The organism is Natronococcus sp. A-GB1 (assembly GCF_029688845.1).
Classification (GTDB): Archaea; Halobacteriota; Halobacteria; order Halobacteriales; family Natrialbaceae; genus Natronococcus.
This window is the reverse complement of sequence record NZ_JARUKW010000016.1, coordinates 35122-57138: the sequence shown is the minus strand read 5'-3', so window position 1 is coordinate 57138 and position 22017 is coordinate 35122. Positions and strand designations below refer to the sequence as shown.

Below are 22017 nucleotides of genomic sequence, written 5' to 3'. Positions count from 1 at the left end.
GGTCGCTCCGGAATCGATATACAGGAGTTCGCCCGAGGGAGTTCGGGTACCGCCAGGTGGATGTTTTTCAGTCGCCTCCGCGATACACTACGCGATGGACGACTATCGTCGCTCGCGACCCGTCGCGGCCGTCGCCGCGACCGTCGGCTCGCTGCTCGCGCTCGCCGCGCTCGCAACCGGGTCGGCCGGCGCCCACGAGGAGTACGTCGCCGACGAGGAGTACGACGTTCCCGTCGCGGAGTTTCTGACCGACGCGCTGACCGATCCCTTCGTCGTCGGGCCGCTCGTCGCCGGCGGCCTGGCCGCCTTGGCCTTCCTTGGTGGGTATCTGTACGTTCGGCCCGCACCACGGGACGTGGCCGCGTTCAGGGACGCGATGGGCGAGTACACCAGGTACGTCCCGTGACTGTTGCGGATCTCGTTCGGGATTCCCCTTATCGGCGCCGGCTTTGGCGGCTACTTCATCAGTCCCGCGGTCGAGGTCGAACTCCGGCTCCTGCAGGTCGGCCTGGGCTTCCTGTTGCTGTTCGGGCTCGGCACTCGAGTCGTCGCGCTGGCGGCGCTCGCGGCGTACCTCGTCGGACTGGCGTTTCGTCCGCTGTTGCTGTTACAGCTCGAGTTCGTCGGCGGGCTGCTTGCAGTCGCGCTCGTCGGGAGCGGCAAACCGAGCGCGGACCACGTCCTCCAGCGGATGGCCGGGATGCACGGTACGCTCTACGGTCGGATCGACGTCGTCTACGATCACGCCCGTCGGTTCCAGAAGTGGAACGAGCCGCACAAGCGGTACCTGCCGACGGTAGTCCGGGTCGGCCTCGGCGCGACGTTTATCTACCTCGGACTGACCCAGAAGATCCTCCGGCCGGGGATCGCGCTGGCGGTCGTCGACCAGTACGACCTGACGAGCGTGGTCCCGGTCAGTCCGGAGCTGTGGGTGATGGGCGCGGGGCTGGCCGAGATCGCCCTTGGGATTGCCCTGATCTTCGGCTTCTTTACCCGCGCGACGGCGCTGTCGGCGATCGCGATGTTTACCCTGACGCTGTTCGCGCTGCCCGACGACCCCGTGCTGGCTCACGTCGCGCTGTTCGGAATGGCCTCGGTGCTGCTGATCACCGGGAGCGGTCCCCTCGGTGTCGACGGCCGACTCACCGAGGTCGACTGACGGTATCGAGGCGAACGTTCTTTCATCGTCGCCGTCGGAGTATCGCGTATGACCACCTTCGACGCCGACGGCATCACCCTCGAGAAGGTACGCGACTACGTCTGGGAGATCCCGCAGGAAGGGGAGATGAACGTCCCCGCGCGGGTGCTCGCCAGCGAGGCCTTACTCGAGGAGATCAGCGAGGACAAGACCCTCCAGCAGCTCAAGAACACGACCCACCTGCCGGGGATCACGACGAACGCGATCTGTATGCCCGACGGCCACCAGGGATATGGCTTCCCCGTCGGGGGAGTCGGCGCGCTCGACGCCGAGAACGGCTGTATCTCCCCTGGAGCAGTTGGTTACGATATCAATTGCGGCGTAAGAATGATGCGGACAAACCTCACTTACGACGAACTCCAGGGCCGCGAGGAGGAGCTCGTCGACTCCCTCTTTGCCAACGTTCCCTCGGGGCTCGGCGGCGGTGGGATCGTCGAGGCTGACATCGACGCCGTCGACGAGATCCTCGCTCGAGGCGTCGACTGGGCGCTCGAGCACGGTCACGCCGTCGAGGACGACCTCCTGCACTGTGAGGACGAGGGGATGCGCGAGGGCGCCGACCCCGACAAGGTGAGCCAGAAGGCCAAGGACCGCGGCAAGAACCAGATCGGCTCGCTGGGCTCGGGGAATCACTTCCTCGAGGTCCAGCGCGTGACGGACGTCTTCGACGGCGACGTGGGCGAGGCGTTCGGACTCGAGGAGGATCAAATCGTCGTCCTCATCCACTGTGGTTCGCGGGGGCTGGGTCACCAGACCTGTAACGACTACCTGCGGAAGATCGAGCAACAGCACAAGGGGCTGCTCGATCGGCTGCCGGACAAGGAGCTCGCGGCCGCACCCGCGGGATCGCAGCTCGCCGAGGACTACTACGGGGCGATGAACGCGGCGATCAACTTCGCGTGGGTCAACCGCCAGCTGATCATGCACCGGACCCGGCAGGTCTTCGAGCGCGTCTTCGACCGCTCGTGGGAGGAGATGGAGATGGAGCTCCTGTACGACGTCGCCCACAACATCGCGAAGAAGGAACTCCACACCGTCGACGGGGAGGAACGCGAGCTCTACGTCCACCGCAAGGGTGCGACTCGAGCCTTCCCCGCGGGCCACCCCGAGGTGCCGAAGGCGTACCGCGACGTCGGCCAGCCGGTCATCATCCCCGGCAGCATGGGCGCCGGCAACTACGTCCTGCGTGGCGGGGAGAACTCGATGGACCTCACGTTCGGCTCGACCGCCCACGGCGCGGGTCGGCTGATGAGCCGCACCCAGGCGAAAAACGAGTACTGGGGCGGCGACGTCCAGCAGGAGCTGCAGGACCAACAGCAGATCTACGTGAAGGCACAGTCGGGCGCGACCGTCGCCGAGGAAGCACCGGGCGTCTACAAGGACGTCGACGAGGTGGTCCGCGTCTCCGACGAGCTGGGCATCGGCGACAAGGTCGCGCGAACCTTCCCCGTCTGTAACATCAAGGGTTAGTTCACCCGGAACGGGTTCTCGTCGTCGCGATCCGAATCGCTTCCGTCGTCCTCGCTCTCGTAGGGCTTTCGGGCCGTGATCGTCACGGTCGCCTCGGGATCGTCCTCGTCGGACCACGGGCTGTCGTAGGCCGAGATCTCGAGGTCGGTGACGTCCCACCCCTCCTCCTCGACGAGTTCGACGAGCCGCTGCTGATCCGCGAGCATCTCTCGGTCCATGGACACCCGTTGCCCGCCGACGGAGGTAGGTGTTCTGCCGGCGCGCTCACCGCGTCTCGTCGGTGCCGACCGCCTCCCTGACGAGCGTCAGGTGCGCCCGGCGCAGCCGTTCGGATAAGGCCTGGTGGGAGATCTCGAGTTCGTCCGACAGCGCCTCCATGTCGATCTCCCGGGGAATGTCGTAGTAGCCGTACTCGAGGGCCGCGACGAGCGTCTCGTACTGGGGGTCGGTTAGGTCGAACCGACCGTGGCGGGTCTCCTCGAGGCGGTTGATCTTCCGCAGATCGATCGGAACCCCCTGATCGGTCGCGTACTCGTAGCTCCGGGCCAGCGCCTCTCGATCTGGAAAGAGGACGCGAAACCGCCACCGATCGTCCTCGAGACCCGCCTCGAGGACTGTCGCCTCCTCTCTGGTGAGCAGGCTGACGGCGTCGACGACCGCCTCGTTCCATCGGATCCGGTAACACCGCTCACCCTCGAGGTCGAGGATCGACGTTGCGATCTCGACCGTCGGATCTCCGGCGAGCGCGTCGTCGGCGCGCTCGAGGGTCTCCTCGTCGCCGAGGAATCGGACGCAGGGTATCACTGTCCCGGGACCCGCCGCGACGATGCGCTCGACCTCGACCTCGAGGTCGGAGACGCGCTCGAGCGTCTGCCCGAGCGCGAACGCCTCGGCGGGGATCGTGAACTCGGCGATCGTGCTCATGCCGAGTCACACGACGGCCGACTGCAAGAGTCATACACCACGTGAGGTGGAACTGCACCGCCGCTGACGAAACCGAAATGGGTTACGAAGGTTGATTTCGTCCGGCGAACTTAAGCAGTTTCACCTGAAACTGGGTGGTATGTTAACCGACGAGTTCGGGCGCGAGGTCACGGGGGTTCGGATCTCGCTCACCGATCGGTGTAACTTCGACTGCATCTACTGTCACAACGAGGGGCTCGGCGACACGCGGGGACCGATGGATCCGCAGGACGACGAGATGAGCGCCGACGACGTCGTTCGCTTCCTCGAGGTCGTCGAGGAGTTCGGCGTCGACTCGGTGAAGTTCACGGGCGGAGAGCCGATGCTTCGTCAGGATCTCGAGGAGATCATCGAGCGTACGCCCGACTCGATGGAGGTCTCGCTGACGACCAACGGCACCTTCCTTCCCGGTCGGGCCGAGGACTTAGTCGACGCCGGGCTCGAGCGGGTCAACGTCTCCCAGGACGCGCTCGATCCCGAGGACTTCGCCGCAGTGACAAAAAGCGGCGCCTACGAGAAGGTCCTCGAGGGCGTCCGGGCGGCCGTCGACGCCGGCCTGGACCCGGTCAAACTCAACATGGTCGTTTTCGAACATACTGCCGGGTACGTCCCGGAGATGGTCGACCACGTCGCCGAGAACGACGGGCTCCAGCTCCAGCTGATCGAGTACATGCCCGAGCTGACGGGCCGGCCGGAGTGGAACATCGACATCCAGCGGGTCCACGACTGGCTCGCCGAACAGGCCGACGAGATCGAACACCGGGAGATGCACGACCGCAAGCGCTACTGGGTCGACGGCGGAATGGTCGAGATCGTCGACCCCGTCGAGAACCCGACCTTCTGTGCGAACTGCCACCGCGTTCGGGTGACCCACGAGGGGTACCTGAAGGGCTGTCTCAACCGCAGTGACGACCTCCGGCCGATGGGCGAGATGACCAAACCCGAGATCCGCGAGGCCTACCGCGAGGTCGTCGCGAACCGCGTTCCCTACTACGGCGAGTACATGATCAAAAACGACGACGGTGAGTGGGAGATCAACGACGAGTACGTCGAGGGGTACGCGGAGGTTTAGCTCAGTCCGTCGACGGTCGTCGAGGACGTCTCCCCGAAGACGTGGTGTTCGGTCGCGGCGACCCGCCGCAGCCCCTCGCTGACGGTCGCCTCGACGCGGTAGCCTTCCTCCACGAGGTCGTCCGTACACGCCGACGTCCACCCCGAGTCGTCGGCCGCGACGACGATGACGTCGAGTCGAGCCTGGGAGTCCTCGTAGTCAGCGTGTGCGAGCTCGAGCGCGCCGCAGCTGCTCGACCCGTACTCGATCGTGCCGCGAACGGTGACCTCCTCGCCGTCGACGGTCACGTCGGGCGGATCTTGTGGCCGAAGCTCCGGATCGGTCGTCTCCAGCGAGGCGTCGAGACCGACGCCCGGCAGTCGCTCGAGACAGCCCGCGGTGGCAACGAACCCCCCGGTCGCCGCCGTCGCGAGGAACGCACGTCGCTCCATACCGGTAGTTTCTGTTAGTACACAAAACTATTGTGGCCGACACGCTCTGCGGCTCCGCTATCAGTGGCGGGTTCGCCGTCGACGGGTCGATCCCGACCGTCCGCCGCCGAATCCGACGACGATCAGTACCGCTGCGACGAGCAACAGGACGACGGCTGCGACCGGTTGTCCGCTCCCGCCGAAGACGTACACTGCGTAACCGACAGTCCCCGATAGCAACCCCACGAGAAGGCTCGAGGACGCCCGAATCGCCTCGAGCCGGCGCGTATCGGCCTCGCGACCGAGCTGGTCGCCGAGCGCGATCGCCCCGTGTGCGAGGTCCCAGGCGACGACGGTCGCGACCGTGGCGACGATCGTCGGCTCGACCGCGGTCGCCTCGAGCCCGCCGGCGACCACCCCGAGGAAGAGCGCGAGCGCGCCGACGTCGACGGCGCGGTGACGGCCGGTCGCCAGCCCGACGGCGAAGACGAGCCCGCCGACCGCGCCGAACCCGAGGGCGCTCGCCGATTGGTTCCCCGCGGCGAGGACGGCGACGAGGACGACGGCGCCGGCGGCGACGCTCGAGCGAACGGCGGGTCGACGGGTGATCTCGCTCACCGGCGATCACCCGCGCTCGCGGCTCGCCGGGCGAAGACGGTGTCGATCGACTCGTCGGCAGGCCAGTCGACCACGGGGATCCCCGCTCGCCGGAGGTCGAACATTCGGACCGTCCTGGCGACGCGGGCCAGTCGCTCGCCGGCGGTGCCGTCGGCGGTCGGATCCGGGCTGACGATCGTGACCGGATACCCTCGGGAGTCAAGCCGGCGCGCGATGTCTTCCGAGACGCCGTCACAAAGCGGCGTCAGGAGGACGACCTGCGTCCCGGTTGCGAGCCGTCGCCTGAGTCCCCGAAGCTGCCAGAGCCACCGACCCCCGTTCGTCGGCGGGATCGTCGAGAACTGCGGGTGGCTCGCGAGGAGCTCCGCCAGCCGGACCTCGTGGTGGCGACCCGCGGCCGGCGCGAGCCAGCAGGGCTCCTCGTCCCGATTCCGGTCGATCGCTCCGAGCCCCGCCAGACCGACGGTGTCACCCTCGGCCAGCAACGAGGCGGCGATCCGGCCCGCCGCGGCGACCGACCGGTTGACGGCGTGGGTGGTCTCGGAGTCGGGCGCCAAGTAGGCGTCACGCCGGGCGTCGACCAGGACGACGACGCGGGCCGAGCGCTCCTCGTGGAACTGCAGCGTCGCCAGCTCGCCGGTCCTCGCGCGGCGGTTCCAGTCGACCCGGGCGAGGGGGTCGCCCCTTCGGTACTGCCGGACCGAGTGGAAGGTCGTCCCGGCGCCCGCCTCTTCGGTTCGAAGTCGACCCGAGACGGTGGCTCCGGCGGGACGCAGCGGAACCGGAGCCGCGACCGGTCGCAGCTCGGGCTCGCAGACGACCGTCGTCTCCGCGCCGACCAGGTACTCGCGTTCGGTCGACCGCGAGAGGTCGCCGACGACCGCGAGCACGGGGTCGAACTCGTGGCTGCCGCGCCCGACCGTGACCGCGTACTCGAGGCGAACCGACTCGCCGGGCCGGAGCGCGGTTCCGAGCCGACTCGAGCCCTCCGTGACGGCCATCCCCGCGGGGACGCCGTCGACGATCCGGAGGTCGGGGACGAACCCGTCGCGCTCGTTGATGATCGTCACCGTCACGTCGATCTCGTCGCCGGGTGCGGGCTCGTCGTCGCTCAGTTCGCGATCGATCGAGAGCTCGAGCTCGGGCGGCTCGAACGCCCGGGAGAAGCCGGCGTAGCCGACGCCGACGACGCCGGCCAGGACGACCGCGGGGGCCTCGGCGACGACCCCGACGCCGACGGCCAGCAGCGCGACGACGCCGATTCCGTGCCAGTAGTTCGTCGCGCGCTCGCGGCGCCGTTGGGTGCCGTCGATCGGGTCCGTGGCGGTCCGTGTTCCCCGATCGCGAACGGGTCGTCCCTCGTCGGGATCGTACCGGGGAAGCGAGCCGTCGCTCTCGCCGTCGCCGACCCTCGCGATGGCGGCGACCGCGCGTCGAACGCCGTCGTCGCACCGCGACCCGCGACCCGCGACGGCGGCGATTCTGTCTCGAACCGATCCCGACGGTCGCTCGAGCGAGGGCGAGAGGAAGGCGGCCGCGACGTCGTCGTCGGTCCACTCCCCGGACTCGACGCGCTCGCGTGCTCGCTCCTCGTCGTCCCCACCGAACCGCGAGCAGACCGCGATCGCCGCGGCTCGAAGCCCCTCGACGGTTCTGCGGCTCGTCACCGCGTAGCTCGTCTCGACCGACCGAAAGGCTCCAAGCGACTCCCGGAGGGTTTCGCCCGGGACGGGAACGTCAGTCGAGCGCTCGGGGTCGGGTGTGCCAACGTTCCGAGGCGGCTCGCGGGCAAACAGCGCCCGAAGGCCGATCCCGATCGCGGCGAGACCGACGACGACGATCACCGGCTGTGCGAGCCCGAACTCGAGGAGGCCGGCGAGGACGGCGATCGCGGCGACGAACGCCGCCAGACCGAACGCCAGCGCGATGGCTCGGCGGTTCACGTTCCGTCGCCTCCGTCGGCGTACTCGGACTCGATCTTTCGGAGGACCGACACGGCCCGTCGCTCCATCGCCGCCGTCGTCTCGCTGTCGCCGTACCTGACGTCCTCGAACAGCCGGGTGAGTTCCTCGACGTGGTCGCGCTCGAGTCCAGCTTCGATCGCGGCGTCGGCGAACTCCCGGGGCGTGCTCGAGTCGGGGCGGTCGACCTCGAGGGGTGCGGTCATCTCCCGCCAGGCGCGGTACACCTCGTTGTCGGCGGCGGTCCCCCCGTCGATCCGATCAGCCGCGCGACCCGCGGCGGAGCCGACGGCGGCAGCCTCGGTCTCGGTCGGCGCTCGTCCCTCATCTTCGGGTGTCGGTTCCGAGGGCGGAGACGTCGGTTCGGTCGCGTTTCGAGTTAGCAGGAGCCCACCGACGAAGACGGCCGCGAGAACGGCGAGGACACCGAGGAGCGGCCCGGTGGGAACCGATCGCTCGCCGTCACCCTCCCCGGGCTCACCCCCTTCTTCCCCGATGCCCGGCTCCTCGGCCTCTTCGACGGTCGGCTCCTCGCCGCCGAGCGGCACCGTTCCCAGGGCCGCCAGCGCGTACGCCAGCCCGAGAGCGACGAGCGCGACGACGAGGGCGATCGCGAGCAGCCGAACGGCATCCCGACGGTGGGCCAGCAGGTACCAGACCAGGATGATCGCCAGCAGGGCAACGACGGCGTAGAGGAGATACTCGAGAAACGGCGGGATCTCACCGCCGGTCTGGGGGTCGGGTTCGGGTGGCTGTCCAGTGCCTCCTCCCTCCCCCTCGCCGGTCCCCGTCCCGCCGGAGCCACCGGTCTCGAGCGGTGAGCGAACGGTCGCCGCGGCCAGCCCGATCGCGACGATCGCGGCGGCCGCGGCGACGAGGCGGACGAGGACGGTTCTTCGTGACACGCGTTGACGGCGATACGAAGGCGTCGGTAATAAGCGCCGGTCCTTCCGTTTTGCCAACGTTTGGCGCCCGCAGCCGAGGGGGATTCGTTGCGCTTAAGTACCCATCGGCGATAGGTGTGAGTGCAATACGTGCAGGGGACGCCGTCCCCGAGTCCGTACGGGCGACGATACACACACCGTGTCGTGGTAGCCAAGCGGCCCAAGGCGCATGGTTGCTAACCATGTGGCGTCAAGCCTCCGGGGTTCAAATCCCCGCCACGACGTCGGCTTACCCGATCGACGTCCAGTCGGTCGGCTCTGAAACGCGCGCACACCAGACACAGATTCACCACACATGAGCGAGGAAGAACCTCAAGAGCAAGAGGACGAAGACCTTCAGTACTTCGTCCGCATCGGTCAAACCGACCTCGACGGGACGAAATCCGTCGAACGCTCGCTCTCGGAGATGAACGGGATCGGTCGTCGGACCGCCCGACTCATCGCCGAGAAAGCGGGCGTCGACCGAACGGCGACGTTCGGCCGACTCGACGAAGACGTCATCGACGAGGTCGTGACAGTCGTAGAGAACTACGCCGACGAAGTCCCGGACTGGCTCAACAACCGCCAGAACGACTTCTACACCGGCGAAACAACCCACGAGATCGGCAACGATCTCCAGTTGACCCGACAGCACGACATCAACCGGATGAAGATGATCGACTCCTACAGGGGCGTTCGCCACAAACGCGGCCAGAAGGTCCGCGGCCAGCGAACGAAGTCCACCGGTCGTACGGAGGGCACCATCGGCGTCAACGTCGAGGAGATCCGCGAGGAACAGGAAGAGGAAGCCGCCGAGGAGGATGACGAATAATGCCGCTCGGAACCGACACCAAGCAGTACGAGACGCCGAATCATCCCTACCAGGGCGAGCGCATCGCCGACGAACACTCGCTGGTCGAGCGCTACGGGCTCTCGAACAAGGAGGAGCTCTGGCGAGCGCAGTCCGAGCTTCGTTCCTACCGACGCGAGGCGCGTGACCTGCTCGGTCAGGCACAGGACGACGAGACCGTCATGCGCCGCTCCGAGGAGTTCCTCGGACGGCTCAAGCGCGTCGGCATCCTCAACGAGGCCGACGAGCTCGGCGACGTTCTCTCCCTCGAGATCGAGGACGTCCTCGAGCGCCGTCTCCAGACGGTCGTCTACCGGAAGGGGTTCGCGAACACGACCCAGCAGGCCCGTCAGTTCATCGTCCACGGCCACATCGTGGTCGACGGCCAGCGCCACCGGGTTCCCTCCTACGTCGTCGACGTCGACGAGGAGGATCTCGTCGGCTTCGAGGAGAACAGCCCGCTGTCGGACGACCTGCACCCGGAACGCGCGGAGGAGCAATAACATGAGCCAGGACGACGAGAAGTGGGGCGTAGCCCACGTGCACGCATCGTTCAACAACACGATCATGACCGTCACCGACCTCACCGGGTCGGAGACGATCGCCAAGTCCTCCGGCGGGACCGCGGTCAAGCAGAACCGCGACGAGGCCTCGCCGTACGCGGCGATGCAGATGGCCGAGTCGATCGCCGAGGAGGTCAAGGCTGCCGGCATCACGGGACTGCACGTTCGCGTGCGCGGTCCCGGCGGCAACCTCCAGAAGTCCCCCGGTCCCGGCGCGCAGGCGACGATCCGCGCGCTGGCCCGCTCGGGCATCGAGATCGGGCGCATCGAGGACGTCACGCCGATCCCACACGACGGATCGCGCGCACCCAAAGGCAAGGGCGGCTACTAACCCATGAGTGAGGAGTACGACGTCGAGTTCGTCGAACGCGGGGATCGAGAGGGTCGATTCCTCGTCCGCGGGATCACCCCCGCGTTCGCCAACGGGATCCGTCGCGCGATGGTTGCCGACGTCCCGACGATGGCGATCGACACCGTCCGGTTCGTCGAGAACTCGTCGGTGATGTTCGACGAACAGCTCGCCCTGCGGCTCGGACTCGTTCCGCTGACGACCCCGCCGGAAGGCGAGTTCGTCGAGGACGACACCGTGACGCTCTCGATCGACGTCGAAGGACCGGCCACCGCCTACTCGGGCGATCTCGTCTCGAGCGACTCGCTCGTCGAAGCCGCCGACGAGAACGTCCCGATCATCGAGCTCAAAGAGGGCCAGCGCCTCGAGGCCGAGGCCGAGGCCCGACTCGAGCGCGGGAAGAACCACGCGAAACACCAGGGCGGGGTCGCGGTCGGCTACCGACATCTCCAGCGCGTGGAGGTCGTCGACGACCTGCCGGAGTTCCAGGAGCCCGAATCCCAGATCGTCCGGGGAGTCGTCGAGGAGAACGGCGAACTCGTCCCGACGAGCGAGTTCGACCACGACCTCTCGACCCGCCATCCCGGCAAGGAGGTCCACCTGGAGGACGTTTCGAACGCCTTCGTCTTCCACGTGGAGACGGACGGCTCCTTTAGTGTCGAGGAACTGGTCACGCGAGCCGTCGACTCGATCGAGGCGCGCGCGACCGAACTCGAAGAGGCAGTACAGCTATAACATGATCCGACGCCCCCAAACCCACGTCGCCGACGCGTTCCTCGCCAGCGCCGTCTCCAGCGAGACTGGCAGGACGTCGGCAGCTCGAACCGAAAGGGGTTTGAAGGGGCGACGGGTAGACGGAAGTGCGAGCAGGGATAGCCAAGTCAGGCCAACGGCGCAGCGTTCAGGGCGCTGTCTCGTAGGAGTCCGCAGGTTCAAATCCTGCTCCCTGCATTTTTCGGCTCGACCGAACCGAAGAGCCGTAAAAATGGACCGCACGGATTTGAGCCACGGGAGTCGCAACAGCGTCTCCCGACGGTTCAAATCCTGCTCCCTGCATCCACTTCTCAGCGATCAACTGCACCGACGAGACGAGGAACTGTCTCGTCGCGTGCCCGCAGTATTTGGAGGAAACCAATGAGTAGCAAAACCAATCCGAGGCTCAACGATCTCATCGCCGAGCTGAAGTCGACGTCCCGGGAACGGGACGCCGACGTCTGGCAAGACGTTGCGGATCGTCTCGAGAAGCCCCGGCGTACTCACGCCGAGGTCAATCTGGGCCGTATCGAGCGATACGCACGCGAGGAAGAGACCGTCGTCGTTCCCGGCAAGGTGCTGGGATCCGGCGCACTACAGAAAAACGTCACCGTCGCCGCCGTCGACTTTTCGTCCTCCGCAGAGACGAAGATCGAACAGGTCGGCGACACCGTCCCGCTCGAGCAGGTGCTCGAGAACAACCCCGAGGGAGCCAACGTCCGGGTGATTCGATGAGCATGGCAGAGTTCGAAGCAGATGTCGTCGTCGACGCTCGAGACTGCATTCTCGGCCGCGTCGCGAGCCAGGTCGCACAGCGTGCCCTCGACGGGGAGCGCGTCGCGATCGTCAACGCAGAGGACGCCGTCATCACCGGCGACGCCGAGGACGTCTTCGGGACCTACCGCAAGCGTCTGGAGCTCGGCTCCGACAGCGGTCCGTACTACCCGAAGCGACCCGACACGATCCTCAAGCGCTCCGTTCGCGGCATGCTGCCGTACAAGAAGCCCCGCGGCCGGGAGGCGCTCGACAACGTTCGGGTCTACGTCGGCAACCCCTACGAGGACGACGAGGCAGAGGTCCTCGAGGACACGTCGCTCGATCGACTCTCGAACATCCGCTTCGTGCACCTGCACGAGGTCAGCGAACAGTTAGGTGCTAACGTCACATGGTAACGAACACGAGTGGAAAGAAGAAGACCGCCGTCGCCCGCGCAACGGTTCGCGAGGGCGAGGGCCGCGTCCGTATCAACTCGAAACCGGTCGAACTGGTCGAACCGGAGATGTCGCGACTCAAGATGCTCGAGCCGTTCCGCATCGCCGGCGACGAACTCCGCGACGAGATGGACATCGAGATCCACGTCGAGGGTGGCGGCATCAGCGGACAGGCCGACGCCGTCCGCACCGCCATCGCCCGCGGGATCGTCCAGCATACGAACGACGCCGAGCTCCGCGACGCCTACATGGAGTTCGACCGCTCGCTGCTGGTCAACGACGTTCGACAGTCCGAACCGAAGAAGTGGGGCGGCCCGGGCGCTCGGGCTCGCTACCAGAAGTCCTACCGCTGAGGTGATTCACATATGATGGTACCGGTTCGGTGTTTCACCTGTGGAAACGTCGTCGGCGAACACTGGGAGGAGTTCGACGAGCGAGCCAACCAGGGCGACGAAGACCCACAGGAGGTGCTCGACGATCTCGGCGTCGACCGCTACTGCTGTCGGCGGATGCTCGTCAGCCACACCGACCTCGTCGACGTGGTCTCACCATACCAGTAACAATGCAACAGGAACGCCACAACCGATACGAGAAGGCACGCATTCTGGGCGCGCGAGCGCTGCAGATCTCCTACGGTGCGCCGGTGCTGATCGAGACGGATCGGAGCGAACCGATCCTGATCGCCGCCGAGGAGTACGACGCCGACGTGCTCCCCTTTACGGTCAACCGGGGGTCGAAGCGATGACGCTCGTCACCGACGTCCGGCTCCGCCGGATCCTCGACTCGCGTGGCAACGCCACGGTCGAGGCCGACGTCGTCACCGAGAGTGGTGGCTTCGGCCGCGCCGCGGCGCCGAGCGGGGCGAGTACCGGCGAGTTCGAGGCGATCGAACTGCCGGCTGACGAGGCGATCGCTGCAGCCCGCGAGCACGCCGTGCCGCGGCTCGTCGGCGAGACCTACGCGGGCAACCAGCGCGAGATCGACGCCGCACTGCGGGCCGCCGACGGCACCGACGACTTCTCGAAGATCGGCGCCAACAGCGCGGTCGCGATCTCGATGGCTGCCGCGAAGGCCGGCGCCGACGTGCTGGGCGCGCCGCTGTTCCAGCACCTCGGCGGCACCTTCCGGGGCGAGAACTTCCCGACACCGCTTGGCAACGTCGTCGGCGGGGGCGAACACGCCGCCGACGCGACCGACATTCAGGAGTTCCTCGCCGCACCCGTCGGCGCGCCGAGCGTCGAGGACGCCGTCTTCGCCAACGCCGCCGTCCACGGCGAGGTCGCCGACATCCTCGAGGAGCGTGACTACCCCTCCGGAAAGGGCGACGAGGGCGCGTGGGCGCCGTCGATCGACGACGAGGAAGCGTTCGAGATCGTCGAGGAGGCCGTCTCACGGGTCGAAGACGAGGTCGGCTTCACGATTGGCTTCGGACTCGACGTCGCGGCCGCGGAGATGTACGACGCCGACTCGGAAACCTACGAATACGACTCGGCGGGCGTCAGCCGCGACACCGACGAGCAGATCGAGTACATCGCCGATCTGGTCCGCGAGTACGACCTGGTCTACGTCGAGGATCCCCTCGACGAGAACGACTACGACGCCTTCGCCGACCTCACCGACGAGGTCGGCGAGCAGACGCTGGTCTGTGGCGACGACCTGTTCGTCACGAACACCGACCGACTGCGGGAGGGAATCGATCGCGACGCGGCAAACAGCATCCTGATCAAGCCGAACCAGATCGGGACGCTGACCGACGCCTTCGACGCGATCGAACTCGCGACCGAGCACGGCTACGACTCGGTCGTCTCCCACCGTTCGGGCGAGACCGAGGACGCGACTATCGCACACCTCGCCGTCGCAACCGACGCGCCCTTTATCAAGACGGGCGCCGTCGGCGGCGAGCGAACCGCCAAGCTCAACGAGCTCATCAGAATCGCAGACGACGCGACATGACAGACGAAAACGCAACCCAGGAAGGGCTCGACGCCGCCGACGAGGAGATCGACGAGGAGCCGGCCGAAGGGCCCGGCCCCGCCGCCGATCCCGACGAGGACGTCGAGCCTGCTGACGAACAGCCCGCCGAGGCCGAGGAGGCCGAGGCCGAAGAAGACGCAGGACCCTCGCTCGACGACGACGTCATGAGCGACGAGGAGGCCGACCTGCTGATCCCCGTCGAGGACTACCTCGGCGCCGGCGTCCACATCGGGACCCAGCAGAAGACCAAGGACATGGAGCGGTTCATCCACCGCGTCCGGACCGACGGCCTCTACGTGCTCGACGTCTCGAAGACCGACGGCCGCATCCGAACGGCCGCGGACTTCCTCTCGAACTACGACCCGGAGCAGATCCTGGTCACCTCGAGCCGCCAGTACGGTCGGTTCCCGGCCGAGAAGTTCGCCGAGGCCGTGGGCGCCCGCGCCCGCACCGGCCGCTTCATCCCCGGCACACTGACCAACCCGAAGTACGACGGCTACATCGAACCCGACGTCGTGGTCGTCACCGACCCGATCGGCGACGCCCAGGCCGTCAAGGAGGCGATCACCGTGGGTATCCCGGTCATCGCGATGTGTGACTCGAACAACCAGGTCAGCAACGTCGACCTGGTCGTCCCAACGAACAACAAGGGTCGCAAGGCCCTCTCCGTGGTCTACTGGCTGCTCGCCAACGAGGTTCTCGACCGCCGCGGCGCCGAGCCGTCCTACGCGCTCGAGGACTTCGAGAGCATGGTGTAGCCGACGGATTTGCTTTTCTCGTCGATCGTCGCCCCGGAGCGATAGCGTTAGGGTTCTTCCCTGTGAAACGAACTGTATGCTCGAGCACGTCTTCGAGTTCGAAGAGAAGAAAATGCCGCTGCCGGTGTTGGTGTCGACGATCGGCCTGATAGCGCTTTTTGCGGTCGGGCTCGTCTACCGGCTGATCTCGTTCGCCGTTCTGTAGGGCCGACCGGCGCGAGCGGAGCGATCCGACACGACGAGCGTCGCACCCGGACACAGTCAACTATTAACCGCCGTCGTTCGAACGGCCGGGTATGACACGCTCGAGCGCCCCCGGCAAGGTCTATCTCTTCGGGGAGCACGCGGTCGTCTACGGCGAGCCCGCGGTCCCGTGTGCGATCGAACGGCGGGCGCGCGTCGGCGTCCGGCGACGCGACGACGGGAAGCTGCGCGTTCACGCCGAGGACCTCAGTCTGGACGGCTTCACGGTCGAGTACGGCGGGAGCGCGGACGAACAGCCCGACGTCGACGTCTCCGAGTCGCTGGTGACGGCGGCGATGGGGTACGTCGACGGCGCGATCGAACAGGTACGAGACGTCACTGGTGAGGAGGCGGTCGGCTTCGACGTCACCATCGAGAGCGACATCCCGCTGGGTGCGGGACTGGGCTCCTCCGCGGCAGTGGTCGTCGCCGCTATCGACGCTGCAACCCGCGAACTGGGAGTCGAACTCGAGCCAACCGAGATCGCCGACCGCGCCTTTCGGACCGAGTACGAGGTTCAGGATGGCCAGGCCTCCCGCGCCGACACGTTCTGCTCGGCGACGGGCGGGGCGGTCCGCGTCGAGGGCGACGACTGCGGCTCGATCGAGGCGCCAGACCTCCCGCTCGTGATCGGGTTCGACGGCGGCGCGGGCGATACGGGGCAGCTCGTCGCGGGAGTTAGAGAACTCCGCGAGGAGTACCACTTCGCCGAGGATACCGTCGCGGCGATCGGCGACGTCGTTCGCAACGGCGAGGAGGCCCTCGAGGCGGGCGACCTCGAGGAACTCGGTCGACTGATGAACTTCAACCACGGGCTGCTGTCGGCGCTGGGGGTGTCCTCGCGCTCGCTGGACTCGATGGTCTGGGCGGCCAGAGACGCCGGCGCCCGCGGCGCGAAGCTGACGGGGGCCGGCGGCGGCGGCTGTATCGTCGCGCTCGATCCGACCGACGAGACCGAGACTGCCCTCTCGTACACGCCCGGCTGCGAGGAGACCTTCCGTGCCGAACTCGCCGAGACGGGGGTGGAGCGACTCGAATGATCGTCCTGAAGCTCGGCGGCAGCGTCGTCACCGACAAGGACCGCGCCGAGACCCTCGACGGCGAGGCGCTCGACCGGGCGGCAGATGCCGTCGCCGACGCCCTCGAGTCCCCCTCGGAATCGCTCGCCGAGGGGCTCGTCGTCGTCCACGGCGGCGGGAGCTTCGGTCACCACAACGCGAGCGAACACGGCGTCAGCACGACGTCCGGAACGCACGATCCAGCCGCAGTACAGGACATCCACGGGGCGATGACGACGCTGAACGCGTTCGTACGGTCGCGGCTGCTCGAGCGCAACGTCCCCGCGGTCCCGATCCACCCCTTTTCGGTGGGTCATCGCGACGCCGACGGCGAACTCCACCTGCCGACGGGACAGGTCCGGACGCTGCTCGAGGAGGGGTTCGTTCCCGTTCTCCACGGCGACGTGATCGCTCACGCGGGCGAGGGAACGACGATTGTCAGCGGCGACGAGCTCGTCGCCGAACTCGCGCGCGCCCTCGAGGCCGACCGGATCGGCCTCTGCTCGACGGTTCCGGGCGTACTCGACGACGACGATGCGGTCATCGACCGCATCGCGTCCTACGGGACCGTCGCCGACGTCCTCGGCGAGAGCGAGGCGACCGACGTCACCGGCGGGATGGCCGCGAAGGTGCGGGCGCTGCTCGCACTCGAGGCCGACGCGTCGATTTTCGGGCTCGAGGAACTCGAGGGGTTCCTCGAGGGCGAGGCGTCGGGGACGACGATCGAATAGCGCGTCGGTGACGTTCGTCGGCGTCGAACGGTCGCTCCGCAGTGAGGAAACGATTATCGAGAGCGGGGCTGTACGCTCACTATGTCTATTGGTAGCACACCAGCGGCGCCGCGAGAGGCGATCGACGACGTCGCCTACCTCGCTCGGTCGGAACACCGCGTTCCGGCGCTGGCCGCGATGGCGGCCCGTCCGCGGACTCGCGGCGAACTCCGCGGGCTAACCGGGGCGTCGCCGTCGACGATCCGACGAACACTCCGGAGCTTCGAGGACCGCGGCTGGGTTCGTCGCGACGGACATCGGTACCGGGCAACCGCACTTGGGACGGCCGTCGCCAACGGGATGGAGACGCTGCTCGCCCTGATCGAAACCGAGCGAACGCTGCGGGGCGTCTGGACCGAGCTGCCGGACGCGATCCTCGAGCTCGCCCTCGAGCAACCGGGACGGACGACCGTGACCGCCGCCGAACACGACACGCCGTATCGGCCGGTGAACAGGTTCCGCTCGCTGCTTCGCGAGACCGACCGGTTCCGGTTCGTCGGGTTCGACGTCGGGCTCTACGATCCCTGTACTGACGAGTTCGGACAGCGCGTCCTCGATGGGATGGACGCGGAGCTGATCGACTCGCCCGACGTCGCCGCGTACATGCTGTCGACGTATCCCGAACGGTGTGCCAGGCTCCTCGAGAGCGGGAACCTGACCGCGCTGGTTCACGACGAGCTACCGCCCTACGGGATCAGCAGGCTCGACGACCGGGTCGCCGTCAGCGGCTACGACCCCGACAGCGGCGGCGTGACGGTACTCGTCGATACGGACCTACCCGAAGCCCGCGAGTGGGCCGACGCGGTCTACGCGACCTACAGGAGCGAGGCCCACCCGCTCGATCCCGAACGGATCGAGGATGTAGAGATCGAAGCCTAACACGGAGCTCCGGCGGCAGGCGAAACTGGGGCCATCAGTCGAACAGCACCCGATTTAGAATCGGTCGCAGGAACGACCCTCGGCGCGTCTTTTTCGAGTGGACCAGCAGTACGGGCTGTTCGATCGCGGCGGCGAGTCGATCCGACCGTCGTTCGACGAACAGGTCCGGCAGCCGACGGTGGGTGACAGTACTCAGCATCACCAGATCGGCCGATGCGATCGCTTCGGAGAGCCCCTCGACCTCGTCGTCCGTGCGAACGATCGTCGAGTCGACGGGGACGGTACAGAGATCGTCGAGATCGTCGTGGTACGCCTCGACCGTCTCGAGCAGCTCCTCCGGTGCGTCCTCGGAGACCGCAAAGAGGAACCTGACCGACGCCCCCAGCGTGTCGGCCATCGCGTCCGCGAGCTCGACTTTGAGCGGGTCGTTGAACGGGCTGCGATCGGTGACGACCGCGATCTCGTCGATCTCACCGCGCTGTTCGTGCTGGACGAAGACGACGTCACAGGGGGCGTGTTCCATGATCCAGTCCGCGTCCCGGCCGAACAGGGTCTCGAGCCGGCTCGTCGGCCGCTGGCGAGCCAACACGAGGTCCGCCCCGGTCCGTTCCGCGAAGTTGACGACCGCGTGGCGGCTGTCGTGGCTGACGATCTCGCCGACCTCGACGGGCACCTCGAGGTACCGCACCAGGTGGTCGGTCCGGGTCTCGAACTCGACGTCCTCGGAGGTGAGCTCGTCGGCCGCGGTGTCGAGGGGAACCTGGTCGGGTACCTCGTCGAACCGAACGACGCGGATCCGCCCGCCACGGCGGCGAACGATCGGTGCGGCCATCTGGATCAGGGCGTCCTCCTGCTCGCGGGTGACGTCCCGCCGGATCGGGATGAGGACTTCGTACTGGTCGGATCGCTCGAGCTGGGCTTCCGTGTCGCGGACGAACTGTCGTCCCGCTTCGCGGCGCGCGAGGCCTTTCGCGATTCCCTCGCGCTCGACACGTTCCTGGGCGTACAGCTTGTACCAGACGAACCCGCCGATGACGATCCCGACCGAGCCGACGATCGGGAGCAGCTCCATCCGGGAGATGATGAACACGCCCGAAGCGATGCCGAACAGCTGGACCCACGGGTAGCCGGGCGTGGAGAACTCGGGGTCGTACCACTCCAGATCGCGTTCGCGAAATGCGATGAGGGCACCACAGACCAGGATGTAGACGAGGATCTGGAAGGCGCCGGCGGATTTGGCGATCTGTTCGACGTCGAGCGTGAGGATCGCGAGAATCATGATCCCGCCGGTAGAGAGGATCGCGACCGCCGGAGTCGCGAATCGCGGGTGGATATACTCGAAGATGTCCAGAAAGAGATTGTCGCGACTCAACGCGAGCGGGTACCGCGAGGCCGTCAGAATACCTGCGTTGGCGGTACTGACCAGGGCCAGCAGTGCGGCCAGAACGATCGCGTACAGGAACAGTTCGCCAAACAGCAGGTCGACCGCCTCGGCCATCGGCGCCTCCTCCCCGGCCAGCGCTTCGCCCTCGATGACGCCGACGAGGACGAACACCAACAGGGCGTAGAGGATCGAGGTCGCGACCAGCGAGACGAGGAGTCCAAGCGGAAGGTTCCGGCCCGGGTCCTCGATCTCCTCGGCGACGGCCGCGACCTTCGTGACGCCGGCGTAGGAGACGAGCACGGTCGCGGTCGCGGTGAACACGCCACCCATCCCCTCGGTGAAGAACGGATCGTAGTTCGCGCCGTCGACCCGGATGATCGATCCGGCGACGAACACCGACAGGATCACCAGCATGACGACGACCATGATCAGTTGCAGTCCGCCGGTCTGTTTGACCCCGATCAGGTTGATAGCGATGAGAACGACCGCGAACGTCACTGCCACCGCCTCGACGCTCGGCAGCGCCATCACGGCCTCGAGGTAGAACATGCCGCCGACGAGCGCGAGCGCTCCCTTCAACATCAGCATGAGCCAGGTCCCGAGCCCGGCGATCGTTCCCATCGCCGGCCCCATCCCTCGCTCGATGAAGACGTAGTCCCCGCCAGCTTCCGGCATCGCCGTCCCCAGCTCGGCGATGCTGAGTGCGGCGGGAACGACCAGGATCGCCGCGACCACGAACGCGAGGATCACGGCGGGGCCGGCTTCGGCCATCGCGATCCCGGGCAGGATGAAGATTCCGCTGCCGATCATCGCGCCCATGCTGATCGCGATTACGGCAGACAGCCCCAGGTCGCGCTCGAGATCCTTCGTCATCGGACGATGGTTTTCCGCGAGCGCTAAGAAACGTTGGTGTTTCGGAACCGATTGCGAAGCCGTCGACACCTCGACCCGCACTCGTCAACCACTTTCGGTCAAAAGCAAACGATCGGGCGGTTCGACACTCGATCGACGGCTCGGCGCGCTCGCCGGGACCCAACCCACTGCGTTTTTAACATCCGAGCGTGTAGGGAGGAACAACGTACCCGCGGGCAAGTGCGTTCGGGCCTCACGGCGTTTCCGGGAGGCCGACTGGCGGAATACCCTGCCACGAACGCATAGCGGGATGGCCGACGCGCTGCAAGACGCCGGGGCCGCACAACCGGGAGTCCGCGGACCGTTTCAGTGAGAGTCCACACGCGGCTTTCAGTGCTAGCAACTATGGAAATCGAAATTGCAACGATTGGCGGTTACGAGGAAGTCGGACGGCAGATGACTGCCGTTCGCGCCGGCGACGACGTCGTCATCTTCGACATGGGGCTGAACCTCTCGCAGGTTCTTATCCACGACAACGTCGAGACCGAGCGGATGCACAGTCTGGATCTGATCGACATGGGTGCGATTCCGGACGACCGAATCATGTCCGACCTCGAGGGCGACGTCCAGGCGATCGTCCCGACGCACGGCCACCTGGATCACATCGGCGCCATCTCGAAGCTGGCCCACCGGTACGACGCACCGATCGTCGCGACGCCGTTTACGATCGAACTGGTCAAACAGCAGATCGAGGGCGAACAGAAGTTCGGCGTCGAGAACGACCTCGTGAAGATGGACGCCGGCGAAACGATGTCGATCGGCGACTCCGGCCAGGTCGACCTCGAGTTCGTCAACGTCACCCACTCGATCATCGACGCGATCAACCCCGTGCTCCACACCCCCGAGGGCGCCGTGGTCTACGGGCTCGACAAGCGGATGGACCACACGCCGGTCATCGGCGACCCGATCGACATGGAGCGGTTCCGCGAGATCGGTCGCGAGGGCAACGGCGTGCTGTGTTACATCGAGGACTGTACGAACGCGAGCAAGAAGGGCCGGACCCCCAGCGAGAACGTCGCCCGCGAACACCTCCGTGACGTCCTCTACAGCATGGAGGACTACGACGGCGGGATCGTGGCGACGACGTTCTCGAGTCACATCTCACGGGTCACGAGCCTCGTCGAGTTCGCGAAGGACATCGGCCGCCAGCCCGTGCTGCTGGGCCGCTCGATGGAGAAGTACTCGGGCACGGCCGAGCGACTGGACTTCGTCGACTTCCCGGACGATCTCGGCATGTTCGGCCACCGCAAATCCGTCGATCGCACGTTCAAGCGGATCATGAACGAGGGCAAGGAGAACTTCCTGCCGGTCGTAACGGGCCACCAGGGCGAGCCCCGCGCGATGCTCACCCGGATGGCCCGCGGCGAGACTCCATACGAACTGGACGACGGCGACAAGGTCGTCTTCTCCGCTCGCGTGATTCCGGAGCCGACCAACGAGGGTCAGCGCTACCAGGCCGAGAAGCTGCTGGGTATGCAGGGCGCCCGCGTCTACGACGACATCCACGTTTCGGGCCACCTCAACCAGGAGGGCCACTACGAGATGCTCGACGCGCTCCAGCCCCAGCACATCATCCCCGCTCACCAGGACCTGAAAGGGTTCTCCAGCTACGTCGACCTCTGCGAGAGCGAGGGGTACAGGATGGGCCGCGACCTGCACGTGACTCGCAACGGCAACCTCATCCAGCTTGTCGACTGA

At 66.9% G+C, this 22017-nt stretch carries 25 protein-coding genes, 2 tRNA genes and 1 pseudogene; 21 read left to right on the top strand and 7 right to left on the bottom strand.

From position 1 onward, the window contains the following. The first annotated feature begins 94 nt into the window (after window positions 1-94). Window positions 95-1159: pseudogene (locus QA600_RS17510) on the top strand (DoxX family protein). Window positions 1160-1207: 48 nt separating this feature from the next. Beyond that, window positions 1208-2668, top strand: coding sequence for an RtcB family protein (locus tag QA600_RS17505; RefSeq protein ID WP_278293221.1), 1461 nt, complete (start codon window positions 1208-1210; stop codon window positions 2666-2668). On the opposite strand, the gene QA600_RS17500 is transcribed toward QA600_RS17505, so the two are convergent. Together QA600_RS17500 and QA600_RS17495 are read right to left on the bottom strand one after the other, a co-directional pair. Beyond that, window positions 2665-2886 (bottom strand): hypothetical protein, encoded by a 222-nt coding sequence (locus tag QA600_RS17500; protein WP_278293220.1) that lies wholly within the window; start codon window positions 2884-2886, stop codon window positions 2665-2667. The genes QA600_RS17505 and QA600_RS17500 overlap by 4 nt on opposite strands. A 46-nt stretch (window positions 2887-2932) precedes the next feature. Beyond that, window positions 2933-3592 (bottom strand): helix-turn-helix domain-containing protein, encoded by a 660-nt coding sequence (locus QA600_RS17495; protein WP_278293219.1) that lies wholly within the window; start codon window positions 3590-3592, stop codon window positions 2933-2935. A gap of 139 nt (window positions 3593-3731) precedes the next feature. On the opposite strand from QA600_RS17495, the gene moaA reads away from it, so the two are divergent. Further along, complete coding sequence (moaA, locus tag QA600_RS17490) at window positions 3732-4703, top strand: GTP 3',8-cyclase MoaA (protein WP_278293218.1); 972 nt, start codon at window positions 3732-3734, stop codon at window positions 4701-4703. Here moaA and QA600_RS17485 read toward each other — a convergent pair. Genes QA600_RS17485 through QA600_RS17470 form a run of 4 tightly spaced genes read right to left on the bottom strand, consistent with a single transcriptional unit; the run spans window position 4700 to window position 8597 of the window. Next, the gene (locus QA600_RS17485; protein WP_278293217.1) at window positions 4700-5134 is read right to left on the bottom strand and encodes a hypothetical protein; all 435 of its coding nucleotides are present in this window, start codon (window positions 5132-5134) and stop codon (window positions 4700-4702) included. The two genes, moaA and QA600_RS17485, sit on opposite strands and share 4 nt — an antisense overlap. Before the next feature lie 60 nt (window positions 5135-5194). Continuing rightward, window positions 5195-5731, bottom strand: coding sequence for a hypothetical protein (locus QA600_RS17480; protein ID WP_278293216.1), 537 nt, complete (start codon window positions 5729-5731; stop codon window positions 5195-5197). Then, window positions 5728-7674: a DUF58 domain-containing protein gene (locus QA600_RS17475; RefSeq protein WP_278293215.1), complete on the bottom strand. Its 1947-nt coding sequence runs from the start codon at window positions 7672-7674 to the stop codon at window positions 5728-5730. The genes QA600_RS17480 and QA600_RS17475 overlap by 4 nt, the downstream gene beginning before the upstream one ends. After that, on the bottom strand, window positions 7671-8597 hold the full coding sequence (locus QA600_RS17470; protein WP_278293214.1) for a DUF4129 domain-containing protein: 927 nt from the start codon (window positions 8595-8597) through the stop codon (window positions 7671-7673). The genes QA600_RS17475 and QA600_RS17470 overlap by 4 nt, the downstream gene beginning before the upstream one ends. 180 nt (window positions 8598-8777) lie before the next feature. Here QA600_RS17470 and QA600_RS17465 point away from each other — a divergent pair. The 17 genes from QA600_RS17465 to QA600_RS17385 all read left to right on the top strand — a co-directional run bounded on the left by QA600_RS17465 (window position 8778) and on the right by QA600_RS17385 (window position 18023). Further along, window positions 8778-8860 (top strand) — tRNA-Ser (locus tag QA600_RS17465). A 71-nt stretch (window positions 8861-8931) separates the two neighbouring features. Beyond that, a complete protein-coding gene (locus QA600_RS17460; protein ID WP_005557961.1) occupies window positions 8932-9447 on the top strand; it encodes a 30S ribosomal protein S13 in 516 nt (171 codons plus the stop codon). Then, window positions 9447-9968: a 30S ribosomal protein S4 gene (locus QA600_RS17455; RefSeq protein WP_278293213.1), complete on the top strand. Its 522-nt coding sequence runs from the start codon at window positions 9447-9449 to the stop codon at window positions 9966-9968. Before QA600_RS17460 ends, QA600_RS17455 begins: the two co-directional genes overlap by 1 nt. A gap of 1 nt (window position 9969) precedes the next feature. Then, a complete protein-coding gene (locus QA600_RS17450) occupies window positions 9970-10359 on the top strand; it encodes a 30S ribosomal protein S11 (protein ID WP_005557955.1) in 390 nt (129 codons plus the stop codon). A 3-nt stretch (window positions 10360-10362) separates the two neighbouring features. Next, the gene (locus QA600_RS17445; protein WP_278293212.1) at window positions 10363-11112 is read left to right on the top strand and encodes a DNA-directed RNA polymerase subunit D; all 750 of its coding nucleotides are present in this window, start codon (window positions 10363-10365) and stop codon (window positions 11110-11112) included. Between the two features lie 131 nt (window positions 11113-11243). Continuing rightward, window positions 11244-11328, top strand: a tRNA-Leu gene (locus tag QA600_RS17440). A 183-nt stretch (window positions 11329-11511) separates the two neighbouring features. Then, window positions 11512-11865 carry a 50S ribosomal protein L18e gene (locus QA600_RS17435; protein WP_005557951.1) on the top strand — a complete coding sequence of 118 codons (354 nt, stop codon included), beginning with the start codon at window positions 11512-11514 and terminating at the stop codon, window positions 11863-11865. After that, window positions 11862-12302 (top strand): 50S ribosomal protein L13, encoded by a 441-nt coding sequence (locus QA600_RS17430; RefSeq protein ID WP_005557949.1) that lies wholly within the window; start codon window positions 11862-11864, stop codon window positions 12300-12302. Before QA600_RS17435 ends, QA600_RS17430 begins: the two co-directional genes overlap by 4 nt. After that, the gene (locus QA600_RS17425) at window positions 12296-12694 is read left to right on the top strand and encodes a 30S ribosomal protein S9 (protein WP_005557947.1); all 399 of its coding nucleotides are present in this window, start codon (window positions 12296-12298) and stop codon (window positions 12692-12694) included. The genes QA600_RS17430 and QA600_RS17425 overlap by 7 nt, the downstream gene beginning before the upstream one ends. A gap of 12 nt (window positions 12695-12706) precedes the next feature. Continuing rightward, window positions 12707-12901 carry a DNA-directed RNA polymerase subunit N gene (locus tag QA600_RS17420; RefSeq protein WP_005557945.1) on the top strand — a complete coding sequence of 65 codons (195 nt, stop codon included), beginning with the start codon at window positions 12707-12709 and terminating at the stop codon, window positions 12899-12901. A 2-nt stretch (window positions 12902-12903) separates the two neighbouring features. Next, the gene (locus QA600_RS17415; RefSeq protein ID WP_278293211.1) at window positions 12904-13086 is read left to right on the top strand and encodes a DNA-directed RNA polymerase subunit K; all 183 of its coding nucleotides are present in this window, start codon (window positions 12904-12906) and stop codon (window positions 13084-13086) included. Continuing rightward, window positions 13083-14294: a phosphopyruvate hydratase gene (gene eno / locus QA600_RS17410; protein WP_278293210.1), complete on the top strand. Its 1212-nt coding sequence runs from the start codon at window positions 13083-13085 to the stop codon at window positions 14292-14294. The genes QA600_RS17415 and eno overlap by 4 nt, the downstream gene beginning before the upstream one ends. Beyond that, the gene (rpsB, locus tag QA600_RS17405; protein ID WP_278293209.1) at window positions 14291-15073 is read left to right on the top strand and encodes a 30S ribosomal protein S2; all 783 of its coding nucleotides are present in this window, start codon (window positions 14291-14293) and stop codon (window positions 15071-15073) included. Before eno ends, rpsB begins: the two co-directional genes overlap by 4 nt. 76 nt (window positions 15074-15149) lie before the next feature. Next, window positions 15150-15278, top strand: coding sequence for a hypothetical protein (locus tag QA600_RS17400; protein WP_278293208.1), 129 nt, complete (start codon window positions 15150-15152; stop codon window positions 15276-15278). A gap of 91 nt (window positions 15279-15369) precedes the next feature. Beyond that, window positions 15370-16356 carry a mevalonate kinase gene (mvk, locus tag QA600_RS17395; protein ID WP_278293207.1) on the top strand — a complete coding sequence of 329 codons (987 nt, stop codon included), beginning with the start codon at window positions 15370-15372 and terminating at the stop codon, window positions 16354-16356. Then, the gene (locus QA600_RS17390; RefSeq protein ID WP_278293206.1) at window positions 16353-17105 is read left to right on the top strand and encodes an isopentenyl phosphate kinase; all 753 of its coding nucleotides are present in this window, start codon (window positions 16353-16355) and stop codon (window positions 17103-17105) included. The genes mvk and QA600_RS17390 overlap by 4 nt, the downstream gene beginning before the upstream one ends. A gap of 81 nt (window positions 17106-17186) precedes the next feature. Then, window positions 17187-18023 (top strand): MarR family transcriptional regulator, encoded by an 837-nt coding sequence (locus tag QA600_RS17385; protein ID WP_278293205.1) that lies wholly within the window; start codon window positions 17187-17189, stop codon window positions 18021-18023. A 34-nt stretch (window positions 18024-18057) separates the two neighbouring features. On the opposite strand, the gene QA600_RS17380 is transcribed toward QA600_RS17385, so the two are convergent. Continuing rightward, window positions 18058-20280, bottom strand: a complete 2223-nt coding sequence (locus QA600_RS17380) for an amino acid permease (protein ID WP_278293204.1) — start codon at window positions 20278-20280, stop codon at window positions 18058-18060. 384 nt (window positions 20281-20664) lie between these two features. On the opposite strand from QA600_RS17380, the gene QA600_RS17375 reads away from it, so the two are divergent. Then, complete coding sequence (locus QA600_RS17375; protein ID WP_278293203.1) at window positions 20665-22017, top strand: ribonuclease J; 1353 nt, start codon at window positions 20665-20667, stop codon at window positions 22015-22017.